Source organism: Phyllobacterium myrsinacearum (assembly GCF_014138285.1).
In the GTDB taxonomy this organism is placed as follows: domain Bacteria; phylum Pseudomonadota; class Alphaproteobacteria; order Rhizobiales; family Rhizobiaceae; genus Phyllobacterium; species Phyllobacterium myrsinacearum_A.
Genome location: NZ_JACGXN010000010.1, coordinates 1 through 21,232, shown reverse-complemented (window position 1 = coordinate 21,232; position 21,232 = coordinate 1). Strand labels below are relative to the sequence as shown.

The window sequence follows — 21,232 nt, the reverse complement described above, 5'->3', positions numbered from 1 at the left end:
ATAAATATGGGTCATCCCTTCACCGCCCCTTGAGTAAGGCCACCGATAAGACGGCGCTGAACGAGAAGGAAAAGGAGGGTGGCAGGCAGCGCACCGACAACGCCACCTGCGGCAAGCAGACCCCATTCGATCTGGTATTCACCGATCAGGGTCTGGATCGCTACGGTAACAGGCCGGACATTGCGGCCACCCAGGGTCAGAGCATAAAGATACTCGTTCCAGGCGGTGATGAAGATATAAATACCCGTCGAAATGATGCCGGGCATCGCCAGAGGCAGAACAATGCGCCGCAGGGCCTGAAGCCGCGAACAGCCATCGATCATTGCCGCCTCGTCGAGACTGCGTGGAATGGCACCCACATAACTGGTCAGCATCCAGACGGCAAAAGGAATGGCAACCGTCGAATTGGCAAGGATCAGCCCGATATGGGTATCGAGAATACCGATCTTCCGCATCAGGACGAAAAGCGGCAGGATCAGGAGCACTATCGGGAACATATTGACCAGGAGGAACTGCAGCATGATCAGCTTGCGTCCGGCAAACCGAAAGCGCGACAATGCATAGGCTGCGGTAACCGAAACGACGAGCCCGAGGATCACGGTGCCGCCGGCGATGATCAGGCTGTCAAGCATGTTGTGAAGAAACGAGGTCTGCCTGAGAAGCCGGGCATAATTGTCGATGCTCCATCCAGCCGGTGACAAGGATACACCTGACGCAGACAGCTGCGCGGTCGGCGTCAGCGAGGTGAGCATCATCCAGACAAATGGCCCTATGGCGAGAAGGATGATCAGAACAACAGGAATGTCGGTTGTGAGAATGCGCCGAAGCGTCGAAGGCTTGTTCATCTTTCCACCTCGCGCAGCGTGCGGACGATATAGACGGCAACGATCGCCCCGAGCAGGATCGTGAAGGTTACGGCGATCGCTGTCCCATAACCGAAATCGAGATTTTGACGCGCCTTGATGAAGGCGTAGAGCGGCAGCGTGTGCGTCGCATAGCCCGGACCGCCGCCGGTCATCACAAAAATCACGTCCATGGAATTGGCAACCCAGATGATCCGCAGCAATCCTGCGGTTGCCAGAACGGGCGCAATTCCTGGCAGCGTTATGTGGACGAACTGCCGCCAAGGGCTGGCACCATCGATCGAGGCGGCTTCATACTGACTTTGCGGAATGCCTTGCAGGCCAGCCAGGATCATCACCGCAAAAAACGGAAAGCCCTGCCAGGTCAAGGTAGCGATCACCGCGTAGAGCGCGAGGTGGGGATCGGCGAGCCAAGGGACCGTCGAATGGATAATGGAGAGATAGAGCAGGATATCATTGAGCACCCCCGTGGTCGGGTCATAAATCCAGCGCCACATCAAGGCGATGACCACACTCGGCAGTGCCCAGGGGATGATGACCAGCGCCCTCGCCAGGCCGCGCCAGGGAAATTCACGGTTGAGCAGAAGTGCCGTGACAAGACCAAGCCCCATCTGCAACGGAACCGTCAGTCCGATCCAGATTGCCGTGTGGCCGAGCGAAGTCCAGAAAACCGGATCACGCAAAAGCTTAATATAGTTGCCAAAGCCAACAAAGCGATTGGCGTTCGGTTTCCACAGGATGACATCATAGAAGCTGGTGACAACAGCCTGGAACATCGGAAAAAAAACGACGAACAATGTCACCAGCACGGCCGGCACCAGTAAAGCATAGGGCATCAGCCTGCTGCGAAGCGGGCGTACCTGTCTAAGATCTTCCGGTGCAGCTGGTGCGAGCGTAGACATGGGCTGACTTTCTTGCTGTGACCAATGAGGAGCATCTGAACACGCTATTGCGCGAACAGATTTTCGAGTTGCTCCATCATCTGCTGCGACGTGATCTGGCCAGTGAGCGCCTGCTGCATTGACGTCTGCCACGCGGTGTTGACGAACTCGGCCGTCGCGGTGCTTTGAGGCAATACATGAGCAAAAGGCAAGGACTGGACCGTCGCGTCAACAAATCGGCGTTCGTGCAGGGTCCAATGTTCAGCTCCACTCTTGGTCACGGTCATCTGGCCGGTTGCCTTGTTGAAGGCCACGTTGTTTTCAGCTTCCGCCAGGAAGGAAATCCACTTCCAGGCAGCATCCTTCACTTGTGAAGAAGAGAATATCGCCAAGGATTCGTCACCATAGGAGGTCCACTGCTTGCCACCGCATTTAGGGACTGGCACCGCGGAGACCTTGTCACCGAGCGCTTTGACCAAATCATTGGACGAGCCGATATGGTGGATGGTCATAGCAGTCTTGCCGGCCTTGAACGCTGCGACAATTTCCTGGAAGCCGTCATTGGGCGCTGACGGAGGAATGACCTTGTCCTTTTGGAACAGATCTATCAGCCACTGGTTGGCGGCGATAGCCGCTGGCGTGGTCAAACCGCCCGGCTTGAGCTCAGCCCCTTGCGAAAAGACAAATGCTCCCCATTGATCCCAGCCGCCCTTGCCGCCACGCAGGCCAAAGCCATACGTGTCAGGCGCCTTCGTCAGCTTTTGAGCTGCTGTGCGAAATTCCTCACAGGTGGCGGGCGGATTGAGGTTCGCATCTTTGAGCAGGTCGGCACGATAATAGAGATAAAGCACGACATACTGGATCGGCAGATAATATTGCTGACCGTCCGGCCCCTTGTTCAACTCCAACAGATTGTCCAGCAGGTCGGCTTTGCCTGGCCAAGCGTTGATACGTTCGCCAAGCGGCTCGAGTGCACCCATTTCTGCAAGTCTTGGCTGCGCAAACAGCTTGACCATTCCGGCGTCGGGTGCGTTGCCGCCAACCAAAGACGTATAGAGATTATCGTAATAGCTGTTCCATGGAACGTTCTCAGCTTCGATCTTGATATCCGGGTTTTTGGCCTCGAATTTCGCCACGAGTTCCGACATCGGATTCTCTGGATTGTCGAAATGATACCAGAATCGTACCGTTTCAGCCGCGTTGGCCGTGCTCATCGCCAACCCGGTCAGGAATGCGCAGCTGATACCCAGCTTCTTGAGAATGCTCATTGTTTCCTCCACCTTTATTATGCAATTATCGAATGCCACCGATCATTCCCCGGGCAGTTTCACCGGCCGATGCAAGCGCCTCCCGCGCTGCGGCCAGTTCATTGGTATTTTGCAGAAATCCATGCGTGACCCCCGGCACCACTGACAGGGGATCATCGCGGCCGACCGCTTTCAGCCGTTCGGCAAAAAGAAGCGTATCGGACAGGAGCGGATCTATGCCCGCAGCCATAAGATAAAGTGGCGGCAAGGATCGCAGCGCGTCATCATCGGCTTGAAGCGGAGCAGCCAAAGGATTGCGCCGCGCATGATGATCCGCGCAGTACCAGTCCCAGTAACGCTGCATTTTACCGCGCGTCAGTCCAGGGCCATCGGCAAAACGCCGATAGGAATCCGTATTGAAACCAGCATCAAAAGTGCCATAAAACAGAAGTGCACCCGATGGTAGCGATTGCCCTGCCTTCTGTTCATGCATGATCGCAGCGAGGGCGAGATTTGCCCCGGCTGAATCTCCCGAAATGATAAGCGGTCCCGCTGATACGCCTGCCTGCGCGGTCGCAGTGAATGCCGCACGCAGGCAGGCGACAACATCATGCAAACCCGCTGGAAACGGATGTTCCGGCGCAAGACGGTAATCGGGAATAAGGACAGGCAGCCGGATCTCGCTGGCAAGAACACGGGCACATCGTTCATGCGTCTCGGGGCTGCAAAAAGCGAAGCCGCCGCCATGCACAAAGATGACAGCTCCAGCACCCGCCCCGTGCGGAACCAGAACGCGCAGACGGCAGGCCGAGGAGCCAAGCTTTGTGTCAGCGGCAACGAGCACTTCCGTCATTACAGCGAGCGGCGGCAGATCGACGTTGTTACGCGCGTTTGCGCGTTCAGATTGTGCCCTGCCTTCGGCGGGCGTCAGCAATGTAGGGTCGGGCTGCGTTCCCAATTCGCGCTCCGCGCGAAGCAACACCTCACGCATATCCGTGGAAAGCTCATTGCAGGAACCGGGCACGTCGTTCATTGATCCGCGTCCGGAAATACGGTCGGTCCGAAGTCGACGATTGTCATGATATGATGACGCAAGGTTTGCGTCGCAGCAGAAACATCGCCCTGCTCGATAACTTCCATTATGGCACGATGCCGCAACGCTGTGGCCATAAGATCGCGCGAACCGATACTTCTTGATATCTTGAACCGATGATTATGGACGAGGCAGCGATGAAGGATCGGATCGAGTGCGGGAAGATCGGCATCACGAAAGATTCTCCGATGAAAATCCCGGTCATATGCCGCCAGTTGGAGTTCGTCATCGGCCTTCGCCGCATCCACCATATCGCTTGCGATCTCGTGCAAGTCGGAGATCAGCGTGCGGCTCTTGTAGCGCAGAACCCGGATGATGCCGTTACACTCGATCTGCTGCCTCACCCGGAACATCTCGACCGCTTCGTCGACGGTGCAGGCTGATACCAGCGTGCCGCGGTGCCCCTGACGCAGTACGAGTCCCTCTTCCTGCAATTGCAGCAGCGCTTCCCGGACCTTCCCCTGGCTACACTGGAAGCGGGCGGCGAGGTCCAGTTCCGTCAACGGCTCTCCAGCACGCAATTCACCAAGCATGATATCGCGTTTGAGCGAGTCGAACACGGTGGATGCCTTGGAGGCAGCCGGATTGCGCGACGGACGGATTGGCCGCGAAGCGATGGTGTCTGACACTGCTGGCTCTCTTCTCAAGTTGCGGACTGCGCGAATTATCATTATTGATATTGATATCGATAATGCAAGTCAATAACGTATTGGCAGAGGAGGAACTACACATGACAGCGATCAGCCTGAAGCAGATCAAAAAGCTCTATGGCACGGTTCCCGTGATCCACGGTGTCGACATTGACATTGCGAGCGGCGAGTTTCTGGTTCTTGTTGGTCCGTCCGGTTGCGGAAAATCCACCCTGTTGCGCATGATCGCCGGATTGGAGGAAATCAGCGCCGGTGAATTGAGGATTGGCGAAAAGGTGGTTAACGCCCTGCCGCCGTCGGACCGTGATATAGCCATGGTCTTTCAGGATTACGCGCTCTATCCGCATATGAGCGTTGAAGAGAATATGGCATTCGGACTGAAGATGCGCAGCGAGCCCCCCGGCGAGATCAATCAGCGCGTAACAGGCGCTGCCGATATCCTCAAACTTCAGGACTATCTTGAACGGCGCCCCGCACAGCTTTCGGGTGGCCAGCGCCAGCGGGTTGCTATGGGCCGCGCCATTGTACGCCGCCCGAAGGCTTTCCTGTTTGATGAACCATTGTCCAATCTCGATGCGGCACTTCGCGTAGAGATGCGACTTGAAATCGCCAAGCTGCATCGCCGCATGCAGGCAACGACTGTTTACGTCACCCACGATCAAGTGGAAGCTATGACATTGGCCGATCGGATTGTCGTGATGAATGCCGGGCACGTCGAACAGATCGGGCACCCACTCGACCTTTACCGCAAACCGGCAAGCCTGTTCGTTGCACGTTTCATCGGCAGCCCGACGATGAATACCTTCCCCGTGAGTTTCGTTGAATCCGCCGGCAATAATCTCGTTGTGCAGTTGTCGGCAGGCAAAGCGGCAATCCATGTCCAGGACCGGTCATCCTCGGTTGCAAGAACGATTACCTTCGGCATTCGCCCGGAAGATTTGACTGTCTGCGATGCCGGCGACGCATGGTTCAGCGGCGAATTGGTGGTGGTTGAACGGCTTGGAAGCCAGACCTTCGGTTACCTCGACGCCGGCACAGAAAAACTGATCACCATCGAGTTCCCGAGGGCCGCAGAAGTTCAGGTCGGCGAACGGATTTCAGTCCGGGGCGAGCCTTCCAACGTCCATCTTTTTGATAGTCAAAACGGACAGCGGGTCAATTGAACAATGAATCCGGGGCACCAATGGTGCCAAGGACAAACTCAGTACTTGATCTGCCAGTCCCAATGCCTTGCGGGGAGATGGGACCGATTGGCTCGGTGGGCCAGCAATAATTCGAACCGTACTGAAAGCCAACGGTATTCCCAACACTCCAAAAGCTGGACCAAGAGAACTGTTGGTATCGTACATTTAAAGTGGCTTGGTTGGACGTTACTCTGATTTGGGGGTGGAAGGATGCGCTTCGAACCGACAGGGCCCGTACTGCTCCGAGGGACAGTTGGGGAGGGTTCCGGAGCACAGTTATTTGGTCGGCTGCAAGCAATGCCAAGGTCCCGCCACGGTCATGAGAGTGTGTCTGGGAGGAGGACATAGTTCATTGGTCTGTACAAGTGTGCATGTCAGTAGAAATCGATCGGTTATATGCGCCGCAGATGCTTTGAAAAGCTTCGTTTGGAAATGCCGATAATAGCGGATCTTCGATCCGTTTTTGATTGGTTCCTTAATGTCTACAATATCTCTAAGCGAGCCAGCAACGCTTCCTTGACGAGCGAAGTCGCCTTGAAAGTTCCTATTGCCCAGGTTCCGCGGGCTGTAGTAGACTTCGCCTCATGAAAAATCACAGTCTTCATCATCCGGCCCGTGAAACTACTAAAAGTAGTTGGACGCTTACGAGTACGCGCGGCGAAAGAATAAGTGCCGTCGAGGGTATGAAACTGACGCCACGGATGGCAACGGCGTTAGCTGAGTCTCGAGGCAAAACCGGCGACGAACGTCGTACTTTAGTCAAAGAGCAGCTGGCAAAAACCACGCGCAAATAGTGGCTATACCGCTGAATCCGACCCGCTCTGTTACCCGGGCACCACGGTCCTGCGCAACAAACTTGGTTTACAGAATCAAGACGATTTAGATGAAGTAGAGCTGGCACTGTTCCTAATCCGTGCGGACGAAGAGTTTCCATACGGCCGGCTCGATTACCCGCACTATATGGCGCTCCACCACCATCTGTTTCAGGACGTCTATGAATGGGCAGGTCAGCCGCGAACCATTCGCATTGGTAAGGGCGGCAACTGGTTCTGCTATCCCGAATACATCGACAAACAGATGCAAGCTGTATTTGCATTTCTTGAACGGCTGAATTTCCTTATGGATATGCTGCCGCCTGAATTTGCCTCGAATGCCGCTCACATTCTTGCGGAAATCAACGCGATTCACCCGTTCCGAGAAGGCAACGGCCGAACTCAGCTGACGTTCTTATCCCTGTTGACGGATAATGCCGGATTGCCGTTCGACGTCGAGGAACTTGGAAGGGAGCGTGTTCGGGACGCTATGATCCAAAGCTTCGATGGCAACGAGCAACCGTTGGCAGACTTAATCATGGATATCATTTCTTCCACCCAGTAATCATGCACACCGAGACCGTTGCTTTCTTTATAGGGCTGGCCACCCAGTTGGGGGTGGTTTGCAGGAAACTCGTAACGAAACTTGAACGCCTTGAGAGGATTCGAACCGAAAGCCATGCAATTGACAAAAGGCTTCGCCAAATCCGATGCCACGGATCACAGTACGGGATTTATGGAACTCAGAGCATTGCGTAAATGTTTACTGCCCTTGCACTTTGCTTTCTTTCGAGCCCACATTTGACTGGGCTTGAGCACATTTGGAGCTGGTGAAACTCAACACCAATAGGCCCGAAAGTGCGATTGGCCATTTGAAAGACCAGACGAGGTACGCGGCGCGAATTGACATGTTCGGCGTCGGGATATCCCGACGGCATTAATGTGCCACTTACTGGGTCAAACCATGGGGACTAGCCGTCCTCCATAGGCCTCCTTCTCGAATTCAGCACCTGCTTCCCCCGGAAGAGACGTGCCATCCTTGAAATCTCCCCAATGAACCATCTCATGCAGAACCGTGCGTTCAATCATAAGGCGCATTGTTTCGGGGTCTTCATATATGCCCGACTTCTCGATACTATCACAAACACTCAATGCGATAAAAACGGTATTCTTGTACCTATGATCAAACTGGCCTTTCAACATGTGGCCAGGTTTTCGTTTGTGGGGTGTTTGAACCATAGCCCGACAGTCTATCGTCGGCAGGCTGCCGAGTGTCAGAGCCAAGTTGGCGGCAACCTCGCTTAGCTGAGAGTGCCGCATGAACGCCTTGAATATCTTTGTGTTATACTTTGTCTTCGGGATATTTTCGGATATCCATTTTGATAAATTTGGATAGTCTTTAATCATTCGAGATGAAAGTCTCATGCTTTTACCCTGTGGCTTTGATCCGCGGACAATTACACCGGCCATATTAATTGGCAAGCGTGATGAGATCGCGCGACTAAGGCTCTGTTACTAATATCGACTTTGGTTATGACGGCCGGTAGGGCCTTCCCCGCCGAACTATTCCACAATCCTAAGAAGGCTATGACAACTATCAAATGGCAGGAATGATCCAGATTTACTAGCATTGTCCACACACACCCGTAGTCAGAAATCGATCAGTTCGCATCCAGCATGCAAAACGAGATGGCGATAATCAACCAGTGAACAATCATCACGTGCCGATGCATACCAATTAGCCGAGGTTGAGCCGCTTTCTCAGTTCGGCATTTTCGGCACGGAGTTTCTCGGCCAGTAGCGCGCGCAACTTACGGTTTTCCTCCTCAAGTTCCTCAAGATCAGCAATCTCATCAATCGCAGCACTCGTCAATGCTGTCACAGTTTGCGCTGTCTTCGAAGCATGGCTAATAGGCAGGCGCTTGGCTCTGCTCTTACCTTGGTCGGACCTCGGCTTGCGTGCATTCTTCTGTTTTCCAGCTGCCGTTCCCACGCCAATCTCTACAGGCCCCGCTTCAGCGACTGCCTTCCTGGCTCGAGGTTTGCGCTGCATCTTCGGCGCAGCGGGCGCTACATTAGCGGGAGCTCCGGCATCTATCGTCGTATCTTCATCAGCCATTATTGTCTCCTCCAAATTTGGTACAGTTGTCTGGTGTACACTCATCTCTGTCAAGAATAGCTCGGCCGGGTCTCCTGCAGGCAAATTCCCCTCTCCTGCTGGGCTAATAGACTGCGCATCTACCTGCAGGAATGACGACTTCTCTTCCTGCATGTCCTGCACAACAGCTGTGAGATTAATGTTTCCCCAAATAGAGTTTGATTTCGGTTCGGATTTTCGCCGGCTCGATTTGTACTCGATGGCAAAACCGCGTTGAGCTTTTTTCAATTTACAAACCTTGAACGCCTACAATCATGTAATGGCGATGTCCTGAACATCGCAACGGGTCCCGCAGATAACAATTACCGCACTGAAGGTCTATCCCACTCGCGATATTTCCGGCAATCCGGATCACTGTACGGGATTTATGGAACTGTGCGCGACCACGCCGCCATTCATCAACAAATTGAATCAGTCGAGCCAATCCGATTCAATCTTTGAACTGGAAAGATAAGGGCCATGAGCTGATACTAGACCCATGGCGGGCGAACTCACTGACTTGCATTACCAGCGAATAGATCCGGCGCAGAATATGGCTCGATACTATTCGTTGTCGCTGCAGCCCACTCTGTTCGGAGCGACCGCTTTGGTGCGGACGTGGGGCCGGATCGGATCGATGGGACGACAAAAGTCGTCCATGTTCTCTGACGCTACCGATGCTGTCACTGCCCTTGAAAAACTGGCGCGTCAAAAGCAGCGCAAGGGCTACTGGTAAGTCTTCCTTTGAAAATGCCGATAAGAGGTGCTTCTCAAGCAATTTGGATTGTAGCTTGAATGTCTACAATCTCTCTTAAAGCCTCATTTTTACAAACAAGGCGCTTATAGTAACGCCTCGAAGAGCTGCGACAGGCTTGGATCTGCTTCTGCCGAGCGATAGCTCTCCGCCCATCGCGGCCTCCAGTTTTTACACGTAACGCTGGTAAGCCCAGGTAAAGCGAATAGCTTCGAGGGTTTTCTCAGACTGATATCCATCAATTCGCACGAGACTGGCGTTGACGCCCTGCGGGGCCAAAGCAATGAAATAGTTTCCGCCGGATCCTCCGGTGCCGATCTCCCGACCAAGGTTTGTGCGAAAAATCAGTTGATCGACGGCGCCCCCCGCACCGCCAAAAACTCCGATGATGGCTTCGCCCTCTTCGAAGTTCCAGTGATGGGATTTACCACTGCTCGGACTGCCGTGTATCGGCCCGGGCTGCCCACCGTAGATCATCTGAATAGAATCGATGATACTACCGCTCCGCAAGACGACACCCGTAACCGGCGAACTTGGGTCATCCTTGAAAGGTGTTTGGGACGGATCATTGTCCGAGATGAGAAAGCTTTGTACCTGGTGATATTCGCGGGTCGGAACCTTTGTATTCTCAACGGAAAGATATTTCCACAATCGAACGGGACTCAGGAGGGCATCTAGTTGAATTTTGTATTCGTTTCCAACGTATGATTGACGTTGTAATAGCTGCTCCTCGGCAAATGCCAGTGAAGGGTATTTCCCAGATTTGTAATTGGCCGGAGGATCGATGACATAGTAACTTCCTCCTTCATTCGATATTTCAATCTGCCCTATACGCCAAACCAACGCGTCTTTCGCTCCAGAATTTGCCAGTGCAGTTAGCTGTGTGATGTTTTCAGAAACTATGTTCTTATGTTCTTCTGCTATTTTGTCTTTTTCTAAGTAAATTTCTTCGTAAAACAGGGCTTGTTCCCTAAGCAAAACGATGAGAATTGTACTCATTGGGATCATGTAGATTAATGTACTCGATGGGTCATCTGGATCTACAAAATATGGCTGATCCGCGCGGACTTCTGTTAGAAGGGACGAAAACAGGCTTCCCTTTTGACTAGTTCCGTACTCGGCTTGATTGTAGGAGATCAAGACTCGGTAGATTCCGTTAAGCGTGCTGTGCAAGTAATCGGCCTTAGCCTGTTCGATCAGACTGCTCAATAACGCGTCGATATATAGCTTGATGCTGTCCCATACCTGCATCGGTTCTTGGGGACTGGGCCATAGTGCGCCGACGAGCCACTCCAGCGCCGTGCCAACTTGGGGTACGGTACCGGCGATCCCCGCTATTAGGGACTCCAGGGATTCGCTTGCATTCTGCTCCTCAAGACTGAGCAGGGTTTGGACATTCTGCCCGTTAGGGGTGCTGGGGATCCAGTCATTTGGTCGAGTGTCGAATACTTTCAGGCTCTGTGGTGTCGACATCGCGAATCCGGCGGAAAAATTTTGTATCAAAGAGTTGGGTCCAAGACTGATCGGTGAACCGCCGAAGTCCCTATCGGAATAAAGCCTGACCCAGGTTGATGGTCCCGTAGTGAGTGACCACGGTACATTTGTCCCACCCCACAAGGAAAAGCGATCGGCAGTGCCGGGACCGTTGACTCGAGTTGGATAATCGCTGCTGAATCGAGGGGCGCCATAAAAGCGGACCCAACATTCGCCTGGAGCATCTATGTCGGATACAGGCCAGGTGATCGGTCGGTGACTAAAGAGGCGAAAGCTGTTCGTATTGCCTCCCATGTTGTAGTCATCGAGGTTTGGATAGCTGGAGTTCGGCGGGACCCGCAAGACGTTTCCGTCATAGTTCTTTTTAATGTACAGTTCCAGCCAGCCGGTCGCTCCGGTCTTTAGTGAGTCAACGTTATCGTCTAGTTCTCTGTCGCGCCCGTCAGGATTTACGAGTTCGTATTCCGACATGTTAGGTACATCTATTGCTTTATCAAATCGGCGCGTCCCCTTTTTGTAGTCATCGCTTTCCCAAAACTGGACCCAACAATCGGAATTTGTCATTTATCCCTCCATTGATAACATCTGAACAACAATTCGCCACTCGCCTTAGCTTTTCTGCGATGCAGCCAGTGCTACAGTATGCCAATCTCAGCGATGCTGTATTTCTCAGAAGTTCATCGTAAAATCGGCCTTGAAACCATGCTCTCGGGTGTTGTTTGCAATCTGCCCCGAATAGGACACACCAAGCGTGGCATTGGACGAAACCGCAAGATCGATACCAGCCTCCAAAATGGCAGCATCCTTGGCGATCGGCACACCGGCGATTACGAACGTTTCGCCGCCAGCAAAAGCGTTTGCCGCAAATGGCGTCGTATCGCCGAAAGCATGACGCCAGCCCAGCATTCCACGCACTGATGCGTTCATCGTTGCTAATGCGAAGCTGGACGAAGTACGCAAACCGATCGTCGTAAATGTTGCGTCGATGTCGGAACTTTGGCTTGTCAGCGCCGCGGTACCACCCTTTTCCGCGAAGCTATCCGTATGCAGGTTCACATAGGCAAGACCCGCGACCGGCTCGAAATCGAAACTGCCCTGTTCGATCTTATAACCGAGTTCACCAAAGATTTGTGTGGTGCCAGCGTCATAATCAGCAAGCAATCGGTCGGCAAAACCGGTGAAGGAAACGGATCGGGCGGTTTCAATCCTATGCCAGGTGTAGGCGGCACCAGTTCTGAGACCCAAAGCGCCCCATTGCGCGCCGCCATAAATGCCGAGATGATAATTGTTACCGGATCCAGACGAAACGCGCTGATCGAGATCAAAGGACGAATGACCATAGCCGGCAAGGGCGCCAATACGCCAATTGCCGATCGGTGCATCCGCACCGATAAAAAACCCACCAGTATCGTGGCCGAGAGAAGCTGCGTTGCCGTCTCCGTCGATTTCACCCCATGAGCCGAAGCCGTGAGCCCACAGGGCAAAACGATCGACATTGCCTGGAGCAGGAGCAAAAGCACTTGCATTTTTGCCCTCTCCTGCCGTTGCTTCCCCTTCGGGGCGATATACAAAAACCGGTAGCGTCGAGGACACGGGACCCTCGAAGGCTGCGCGGATGCGTGCCGTAGCTGCCTCGCGCGTGAAGCGGCTGTCCTCCAGCATAGCACCCTTTACGGAAGCATGAATCTCGCCGGAGAGCTGATCAAAGGCAGCGCGCGCTGTCTCGCCGTCCGGCAGGCCGGCAATGGTATGATAAACTGGGTTACCGGGTCCCAGACTCTCTGCGCCGTTACCGGTTGCACACTGGTTGCCGGTCGCGGCAACATCACAGAAAGAGACAGCGTTGCGCGTAACGTCCAGATAGACAGCAGCAGGATCATAGGTGAGCGTCAGGTCGACAAAGGGTGTATTCTGGTCGAGCACGTCATAGGTGCCGGTCACCTCGGCAGCGGTCAGAACGGTATAGCGTGTTCCCGCATCATACCCGCCCGGCGCCTTAAGGGCAAAGAGCGTGCCTCCCCCGATTTTTGCTGCGCCGCTAACATCTATCAGGTCCGACTTCCCGCTCGGATCGATTTCTACCTCATAGCTGGAACCGGCGAGCTGCGTATAGTCGCCATTGACTGTGAGTGTGCCGATCGAATTGCCCGGCGCGATTGTACCGGACAGGATCGTCGTGCCGACCGTTCCCGTACCCTGAAGACGTCCGTTGGCTAGCACATCAAGGGTACCGTTGAGTGTACCGTTCACGGCAAGCACGCCGGAAGCGAGGGTTGTCGTGCCGGTAAAAGCAGCAGAGTCGCCGGAGAGCACCAGCCCGGCTGCACCACTCTTGACCAAATTACCTGAGCCCGAGACGATACCTGCATAGGTGGCATTGACGCTCTGATCAAAGATAAGGCCACTGCCTGCGTCGATCGAGACATTGCCGCCAAAACGCTCGGCCGCGCTGTTCAGACGGCCTTTCTCGATCTTCCAATCCAGCGAGCTGTGCCCGCCAAGCAGCAATGTGCCGTCACCATCCTTCACCATATTGCCCGATCCGCCAATATTGCCGGCAAAGGCCGCATTGTCGGCTTGGCTGAATATAACGGTTCCATCACTACTGATATTGCCACGGATCGAACTGACATCGCCAATAAGCGTGCCACTTTCGACCAAGGTATTTCCCGTATAACTGTTGGCGCCTGTGAGCGTCAGCGTGGCGTTTCCCGTCTTGGTGAGACTACCGGTGCCAGAAATTGGCCCGCTCACAGCAAGATCGTCGTTGGTATGGAAGGTTCCTCCCCCCGTCCCGAGGGTGACGGTTCTCCCTGTCTGGAATGCAGCCGTGTTTTGTATTGTCCCGCCATCGAGGGCTAGACCACCAGCCGCATTACCAAGATTGACATCCGATGAAACCGAGAGGGTGCCCCCATTGATCGCCGTCCCACCCGTATAGCTGTTGGTGCCGGACAGGATGAGCGTTCCTGAATCATGTTTCACCAGCCCGCCGCTTCCCGCGATTGCCGCTGAAATCGTAGTCCGGACGCCCGCATCGGTGCGGATGACCGTCTCTGCCGTATTTGTGGTAAGCGTGCCGCCACCGATCTCATAGCCATCTGTCATGAATTGCATGCCGGTGAAGAAGATATCACCGGCGGTGTTGTCCACTCGCACCGTGCCTGCCACGCCAGCAAAGATCGCGAAATTCTGGTTCCAGGAGCCATTCAGGGAACCATCCATATTTGCCCAGCTGCGGTCGGCCGCATCCCACACACCATCGCCGCCGTCATTCACACCGTTGTCGTGCATGGCCGTATTGCTCCCGTCCCAAAAATTCAGAACAGCGCCGGCACTGCTGATCAGGTTAACCTGACCGTCTATGTTCGTCTGGACGAAGAGATCGGAAGCGCTGACGCCCGCTGGCAACCCGCCAAGCGTCAGTCCACGATCGATGAGGGCACCACCGTAGTTCATCAGGCGATATACCCCCGCGCCAAAGCCGCCAATGTCAGTGACATTCAGCGTCCCGTCGAGAGTAAGGCCGCCGGTGATTTCGATCAAATCATTGGTGCCACCGCCTACTATGTTGGCCTGGCCAAGCTCATAATCGAGGAATGAACTGCCACCAAGCTGGAGCGAGCCAACCGTCATCGTACCAGCACTGGAACCGGGTGCGATCACGCCGCCATCGGCGATGGTCACACCGCCGGCGATCGAACCGGAGCCACCGAGCGTCGCACCACTGGCTACACTCGTTGCTGTATTACCAAGCGAACCTTCAATCTCAAGCGTGCCGTTCGATACTGTTGTGCCACCTGTGTAAGTGCTGTTGCCGCCAAGCGTCTGCGTGCCGCTGCCCTGCTTGATGAGAGATCCCGTGCCGGTGAAGCTTCCGGAAAACGTACCATCGTTGGCTGTGCCGAATGTAAGCGACTTGCTACCCAGCGCCACCGCGCCGGCACCGTTCAGGTCACCAATGGCTGTTCCCGCAGGCGCGAGACCACCTATGTTGAACATCGTGCCGGCATTCACTGTCATTGCGCCTGCGGCATCGAGCGCTCCGGCGCCTACAAGTTCGAGGGTTCCACTCGCAATAGTGGTGCCACCTGTGTAGCTCTGCAGGTTGAAATACCTGACAGTGCCGCCCGGTGCCGCGATCACGACGTCGCCGCCGCTGCCTCCGCCAATGCCACCGTCCGCGATGATACCGCTCCAGTCACTAGAGGAGTTACCAAAGCCAAGCACAAGCGTTTTGGAACCGAGGTTAATAATGCTGCTGGCGGTACCGTTGAGCTGGATGACCCGTGCACTCGCATCGACTTGGGAAATATCGAACACCGTTCCTGCACCGACAACGATATTGCCCGTGCCGATCGTGCCGGCACCTCTGAGTGCGAGCGTTCCCGAGTTGAGGACGGTGCGGTTTGAATATGTATTGGCGCCGCTCAACGTCAGTGTGCCGGCACCCAGCTTGTCGACGAAGTTACCGCTGTTGTTATTCGCACCATCGGCAATCACCCCGCTGAGGGTCAGATCGAAGCCGTTGGTGTCAATACTGTTGGAGGTTGAGCTGCCGAGCAGCAGACCGTGGGCGGATGAAAAAGAGGTGCCGGCCTGCAGCTTTCCCCCTGCCAGATTGACGATGCCGGCAATGTCACCGAGCGATGCGTCGGAGGAAATATTCAGCGTTCCACCAGTGACCGTCCAAGGCATGAGCGCAGTCGTCGTCCCAGTCAGTGTCCAGGTGCTCGCACCCGTCTTTTCGAATGCCTCAAAGCCGCGATATTGCGCACTATCGCCAATCGCAGAAACGTCGAAGACCGATGCCACGCCACCTCCGAGGGCAAATGTATCATCAGTTCCGGCTGTAGCGTCAACATTGCCGGTGATCTCCGAACCTTTGCGCAGTTCCAGACGGTTGACGCCTCCGGCGAACCCGATTGCATTGGCACGGCTGGTTGTGTCGCCGCTCATACCTCCCGAAACCGAACCGGAATTGATGATGGTTACGCTGTCCCTGACGGCATAGATGCCCGTGCCACCCGAACCATTGCTGCGGACACCGATGCCACCAGTGCCGCCGTTGATATGGCCCGCCTGAACCAGGCTTCCGGCATCAAGGATTAACCCGATGCCGCCATCGCCACCATTGGCGCGGCTGGTGGTGTTTCCTGCGGCCCCGCCTGCCCCGCCACTAAGGTTCCCCTCAACGGTCAGGGACGAGCCTTGATATGCCAATCCGGCTCCACCATCGCCGCCATCGCCGGCCTCATATGTAGCATCACCGCCTTTTCCGCCTTGTCCTCCGGCTAGGCTGTCACCTGCCAATACAGCGCCCGCTCCGCCAACGGTTATAACAGCACCGTAGCCGCCAGCCCCACCGCCTCCACCATCACCGCCCGTATTGACAACGCCGATCCCTGTTGCGTTTCCGCCTCTGCCGCCATCTCCGCCAGTGAAGGTGCCCGTCGGGATCGTGGCACCTATATATCCATGCGCACCGCCACCGCCACCGCCAGCGCCGGCAAAAGTAGCATCGGTCACGTCGCCACCCGCGCTCCCATTAGTCCCCGCTACGCTTCCAGCGTTGCCGCCCGCCCCGGCACTTCCCGATCCGGATCCGTAGCTGCCATCGCCACCGTTGGCGCCGGGTCCGCCGCCACCACCGCCAGCTGCCGAGCCCTGACCATCCTGTCCCGGTTGCCCCGAATGACTGGCATCAATGCCGCCGCCTGCCCCGCCAGAGGAGCCTCCGCCATCGCCGCCCCCCGCAAATGCGGAACCGGAAACGAGCAAGAGCGCGAGAACAGAGCCTGTTGCCAAGGTGGAGGCGAAGGTGTTTCCTGGCCGGAAAGCAGAATGTTTGCCAGTATCGATTGAGGACAGCGCTGTCGTAGCGTCAAGAGTACATTTCAGTGTGCTGGGATAAGAACCCAGAATTCCTCCCATATCGCGATGCGCGCGCCCCAACCGTCCTACCATTCTCAATATCCCTCCCCTACAACCAGAACGGCGCCAAGGCGCGCTATCGAACTGGCGCGCTCTCACAAACATCACCGGGTGAACAGGGAGACCCCCGCATGCCCCTGATATGTGGTATGTCATCACATACGTTCACTTATTTCAGCTGTTAACCCAGACGGTTTTGTCTTTGCGCAGCGGTCAGCTCAGCAAGTTAATGCGATCATCAAAGACATAAATATCCTCCGCCCGTTAACTATCTCGATATAGATATATTATTGAGATAATGAATAATATCTCCTAGATTAACAATAATGCCTATGCAAAAAAACATGTCAACACTTAAATTATACTATATTCTTACTAATTCTTACTAATTCTTTCAATATTAACCTTGCAAATTTTTTCTTGCAGTTCACCAAAGGCGAACTTTAGCGCCCACACGAACGCCACGAAAATATAGAATTTGCCTTCGCAATCTGGACTTCGGCTGTCGTCCGATCCAATCGCACTGGAGGCAACGATGCGGCGCGCACCGCGTCAGGTGCGGAATGGTCGAGCAGAGCATGGATACAATCGTCAAGCGGTTTATCGCACTGTAGCGGAGGCGGTGAAGGTATAGCCAACGCCATAAACCACCTTGATCGGTGCTGGCAGGTTGGTGCGCTCCTCCAGTTTGCGGCGTAGCCGGCTGACGACGGCGTCGAGATGCCTGTTGTCAAAGCTCACCCTGGGACGGGCCAGAGCTTCCAACAGATCCTCGCGCGCACAGATTTCGCCCAAACGGTTGCACAGCACGTTCATGAAGGCGAACTCGGTTGCAGTCAGCTTGAGGGAATGGTGATTGGGCGCCGTCAGCGTCCAGTTCGTGCCGTCCAGCACCCATCGGTCATTTTTACCATTGGCAGAGGCAGGATAGTGGCCCGTCCGTCGCAACAAGCTGCGAATTGCGGCTTCAATCTCACGCAAGGTGCTGTGTTTGACCAGGTAGATATCCGCACCGCTCTCAAAGCCACGGATACGGTCATCACTGTCACCAAGTGCCGTCAACATGATGATACCACAGCTATGCGACTTCCTGATTTCAGTTGCCAATTCAAATCCATTCCCATCGGGCAATCCAACGTCGAGGATAATGACCGCAGGCAAATTGCTGCCCGCGAGCGCCTGACGCAATTCTCCTGCCGTCGCGACCGTTTCCACTTTAAAGCCCGTCAGCTCCAGGAAATCGGCCAGATCCTTACGAAACCGTGGCTCATCCTCTACGACGAGAATATGTGTCATGCCGTTAACTCCTTCAGCGAAGTTTGATCTGTCGCTTCGCTCGACAGAGGCAGTCTCACGATTGCTGTCATGCCCTGCTCGTCATTCGCAATGATTTGCAGTTTGCCACCGTGATAGGCAAGCAGCTTGCGTGAAGAGTAGAGACCGAGCCCGGTTCCGGTTCCTGCCATTGTATTGGAAGCTCGAAAGAAGCGTCGGCCGATCTTGTGAAGCTCCGCCGACGGAATACCGATACCATTGTCACGAACCCGGATAACCACATCTCCACCTTCCTTGCCCACATCGATATCAATCGGATGGTCGGCCGAAGAGTATTTGAGCGCGTTGTCGATGAGGTTGATTAAGACCGTCGCCAGCATTTCAGGATCGGCGAAAAGCGAAAGTCCATCGTCATCGGTGGTAAAGACCAAACGCTCGCCACGACCGGTCATCTCGAAATGCAGGCGTACATCCGCGATCAGGGAACCGATGCGTATCGGATCTGGTCGGAAGCCGCTTTCGCGATCATTGGTCATGAAGCGGTCGATAAGGGAAAACAGGCGATCCAGCGCTTCACCGATGCCAACAATCCGTTCCCGTGTTGCTTCGGGCGATCTGTTACCAACAAGGCCGATCATGTCGACTGCATTGCGGATAATGGCGAGCGGGGTACGGAACTCGTGACTGACTATGCGCATGAAGTCTGCCTGCTCGTCGCGAAGAGCGCGCTCGGCCTCCAGACTTGCGTTCAACTGGCCTTCGAGCCGTCTTCGTTCCTGCACCTCCCGCAACAAGGCGCCGTTCTTCTCGCGCAGGTCGGAGGACAAGCGCGAGCTGACCATAAAGAGCAAGCAGGCGAAGAATGCGATCAGAAACAGTGTGCCTTGCAGCAGATACCAGGCGTTGCGATCAGCCAGAACCGGAGCGCTTTGGAAATCAGCCGGCAACCGGATCTCGATAACACTCTGGATAATGCTGGCCGCCATATATTCGGCAAGCATACCGATCGTGATCCAGCGCAGAAGCGGGCGTTGCGTCCGGTCCCGCATGAGCCCGAAGCACATCAATGACATAATCACCACTGTAAAGATGGTCGAAGTATGAATGCGGATGGCGAGATTGCCCGGATCAACTGCAACAGCGACGCTCCAGGCCACTATCTGGAAGATCAGCAGAGAAATACCAATCCAAATGTAGCGTGGCTGTCCCAGAAAGCGCGCGAGCCCCTCGGCCAAAAGCACAAGGCCCAGTTTGATAATCGTGTTGTGGAGCACGATTGCCCAGGATGCTGGCTGTTCACCGCGCAGGAGTATAAGCAGCACGCCCGCGGCAATAGCAATGAAACCAGCCGCAAGAAATTTCAGCTCATAAAGATGGCGCCATGCCAGCCAGACAAAGAACCAAATAACGGCTTGCAGGCTTGCGGTTGCGAATGTGACAACCAGAACGGTCTTGAGATCAAGCATCCCTGAGTATTCGCACGGGGTTCCCCTACCGTACCCCTCCTATTTCGAATGTTGAACCTTGCAGGAGTTGCAAGAGGAAGCAAGCGTGGGGCTTGCTTTGCAAGAATTGATCAGAATTCCATTGGATTGGTCTGTGCAATCGTCAAAAGCCGCTGTTATTCTACACCGCATGCGTCCTAGCGGTTCGTCGGATAAATTATGAAGAAGCTTTTGCAATACGGGGGTGGTGATCCCAAAACTGTGGAGTTTTTAAAACTATATTTATTCAATAGCTTAGGATAGATTCACATCATTCAAGAGCACGTCCGCATCGGACCAAGTCACACATTTGGCGACACGGCTGGCCTGTAATCCAGCCCATAGTCGATGCGTAATTCGCTGACGTGAGAATACCTGACGCGCGGATGACAGCCAGTTGGTTTCGGAGAAACGAATTGCCACTCCTGCAGCATTGAACTTGCATGGCGCGTCTTATGTCCCCCATGTTGGCTTGAATGCCATCGAATAATGAGCAACGCGTCGCGATCTCTCGCCCGTTTTAGCTCGCACCAAACACGAGGCGGTTCAGCAAAATAAAGCGGCCCACTCGGATTACTGATGCTTTAGAGCCCAGCGGAAGTTCAATAATCGACTACCCCATCCAGTGCGTAGTGCTTAACTGTCTTGCGGTTGGCGATCAGTTCTTCAACCGTAGGCTTACCAGTCATCGCACGTGATACGGCGAGCTTCGTTGCTTCGTAGTTGGTCCGATAGAGATCCTTACGGTCAAGATTTTCATCTTCCGCGCAGCGCGGATCGAGCCAGACAGTAATGATCATGCAAAGATCGTCGGCCTGATCTCTTGGAAGGACATCTTCAATAAGACAATCAACAATTGCATCACCCATTGCCGCCTGGACAACACCACCGAGCAGTTCCGCATAGGCCATGTTTTTGATAGTGACCTTAGTCGTCATCAGCGTGGCAGGACGCACGGCCTGGTTAAGGTCGCGAACGACGAACATGCGTGTATGGCCTTTTACCTGTCCCATCATCGATGCAAACGCCTGACCAACCGGTCCCCTTACCGACCCTAGCACAACCTCAGGCATGGCATCAGTCACTTGCCCCTCCGCTGCCAACACCGTTGCTTCCCCAGTCCTAAACCAAATATCGGTCATGCCAACTCCTTCAAATTGCATTTGTAAAATTATGAGCAATAACACCGGTGGTCGAGTTGACCAAGAGTCGCTATTTAGCTGGTTTCTACGAAGGCGGTCCGAATCATAATTCAAACGGCCAGAACTGCGACGATCGTAGGGTACAAAGTACCAAGTCATGACTAAACGATCAGTTCTTGTCGCCGCCCCGTTCTGGGATGCCGTCGAGGCCGGCGCTAACGGCGCCGTTCCCGCTCCATTGTTTCAAGAATATCCACAAAGGCGCGCACGCGCGCCGGTCGG

At 54.6% G+C, this 21,232-nt stretch carries 15 protein-coding genes; 3 read left to right on the top strand and 12 right to left on the bottom strand.

The genetic code is table 11. From position 1 onward, the window contains the following. Positions 1-11: 11 nt before the first annotated feature. From FHW16_RS22440 to FHW16_RS22420, 5 genes are read right to left on the bottom strand one after another with little or no spacing between them, the layout of a single operon-like run. On the bottom strand, positions 12-845 hold the full coding sequence (locus FHW16_RS22440; protein ID WP_182551524.1) for a carbohydrate ABC transporter permease: 834 nt from the start codon (positions 843-845) through the stop codon (positions 12-14). Continuing rightward, positions 842-1,765: a carbohydrate ABC transporter permease gene (locus FHW16_RS22435; RefSeq protein ID WP_182551523.1), complete on the bottom strand. Its 924-nt coding sequence runs from the start codon at positions 1,763-1,765 to the stop codon at positions 842-844. Before FHW16_RS22435 ends, FHW16_RS22440 begins: the two co-directional genes overlap by 4 nt. Positions 1,766-1,809: 44 nt before the next feature. Continuing rightward, complete coding sequence (locus FHW16_RS22430; RefSeq protein ID WP_182551522.1) at positions 1,810-3,012, bottom strand: ABC transporter substrate-binding protein; 1,203 nt, start codon at positions 3,010-3,012, stop codon at positions 1,810-1,812. Positions 3,013-3,037: 25 nt separating this feature from the next. Beyond that, positions 3,038-4,024 carry an alpha/beta hydrolase gene (locus tag FHW16_RS22425; RefSeq protein WP_182551521.1) on the bottom strand — a complete coding sequence of 329 codons (987 nt, stop codon included), beginning with the start codon at positions 4,022-4,024 and terminating at the stop codon, positions 3,038-3,040. After that, positions 4,021-4,713: a GntR family transcriptional regulator gene (locus tag FHW16_RS22420; RefSeq protein ID WP_348643924.1), complete on the bottom strand. Its 693-nt coding sequence runs from the start codon at positions 4,711-4,713 to the stop codon at positions 4,021-4,023. The genes FHW16_RS22425 and FHW16_RS22420 overlap by 4 nt, the downstream gene beginning before the upstream one ends. Positions 4,714-4,814: 101 nt before the next feature. Here FHW16_RS22420 and FHW16_RS22415 point away from each other — a divergent pair, with 101 nt between their 5' ends. Next, complete coding sequence (locus tag FHW16_RS22415; RefSeq protein ID WP_182551519.1) at positions 4,815-5,897, top strand: ABC transporter ATP-binding protein; 1,083 nt, start codon at positions 4,815-4,817, stop codon at positions 5,895-5,897. An 864-nt stretch (positions 5,898-6,761) separates the two neighbouring features. Continuing rightward, complete coding sequence (locus FHW16_RS22410) at positions 6,762-7,295, top strand: Fic/DOC family protein (protein ID WP_182551599.1); 534 nt, start codon at positions 6,762-6,764, stop codon at positions 7,293-7,295. Positions 7,296-7,687: 392 nt separating this feature from the next. Here FHW16_RS22410 and FHW16_RS22405 read toward each other — a convergent pair whose 3' ends face one another. Together FHW16_RS22405 and FHW16_RS22400 are read right to left on the bottom strand one after the other, a co-directional pair. Beyond that, a complete protein-coding gene (locus FHW16_RS22405) occupies positions 7,688-8,155 on the bottom strand; it encodes a hypothetical protein (RefSeq protein WP_182551518.1) in 468 nt (155 codons plus the stop codon). Positions 8,156-8,468: 313 nt separating this feature from the next. Further along, positions 8,469-9,116, bottom strand: a complete 648-nt coding sequence (locus tag FHW16_RS22400; RefSeq protein WP_182551517.1) for a transcriptional regulator — start codon at positions 9,114-9,116, stop codon at positions 8,469-8,471. Between the two features lie 250 nt (positions 9,117-9,366). Here FHW16_RS22400 and FHW16_RS22395 point away from each other — a divergent pair, with 250 nt between their 5' ends. Beyond that, a complete protein-coding gene (locus FHW16_RS22395) occupies positions 9,367-9,603 on the top strand; it encodes a WGR domain-containing protein (protein ID WP_182551516.1) in 237 nt (78 codons plus the stop codon). Between the two features lie 189 nt (positions 9,604-9,792). Here FHW16_RS22395 and FHW16_RS22390 read toward each other — a convergent pair whose 3' ends face one another. The 5 genes from FHW16_RS22390 to fae all read right to left on the bottom strand — a co-directional run bounded on the left by FHW16_RS22390 (position 9,793) and on the right by fae (position 20,950). Further along, the gene (locus FHW16_RS22390) at positions 9,793-11,679 is read right to left on the bottom strand and encodes a jacalin-like lectin (protein WP_182551515.1); all 1,887 of its coding nucleotides are present in this window, start codon (positions 11,677-11,679) and stop codon (positions 9,793-9,795) included. 105 nt (positions 11,680-11,784) lie between these two features. After that, complete coding sequence (locus FHW16_RS28920) at positions 11,785-17,082, bottom strand: autotransporter domain-containing protein (protein ID WP_182551514.1); 5,298 nt, start codon at positions 17,080-17,082, stop codon at positions 11,785-11,787. A 567-nt stretch (positions 17,083-17,649) separates the two neighbouring features. Further along, a complete protein-coding gene (locus FHW16_RS22380; RefSeq protein WP_182551513.1) occupies positions 17,650-18,345 on the bottom strand; it encodes a response regulator transcription factor in 696 nt (231 codons plus the stop codon). Beyond that, complete coding sequence (locus tag FHW16_RS22375; RefSeq protein WP_182551512.1) at positions 18,342-19,790, bottom strand: sensor histidine kinase; 1,449 nt, start codon at positions 19,788-19,790, stop codon at positions 18,342-18,344. The genes FHW16_RS22380 and FHW16_RS22375 overlap by 4 nt, the downstream gene beginning before the upstream one ends. Before the next feature lie 620 nt (positions 19,791-20,410). Continuing rightward, a complete protein-coding gene (fae, locus tag FHW16_RS22370; protein WP_182551511.1) occupies positions 20,411-20,950 on the bottom strand; it encodes a formaldehyde-activating enzyme in 540 nt (179 codons plus the stop codon). Positions 20,951-21,232: the final 282 nt, after the last annotated feature.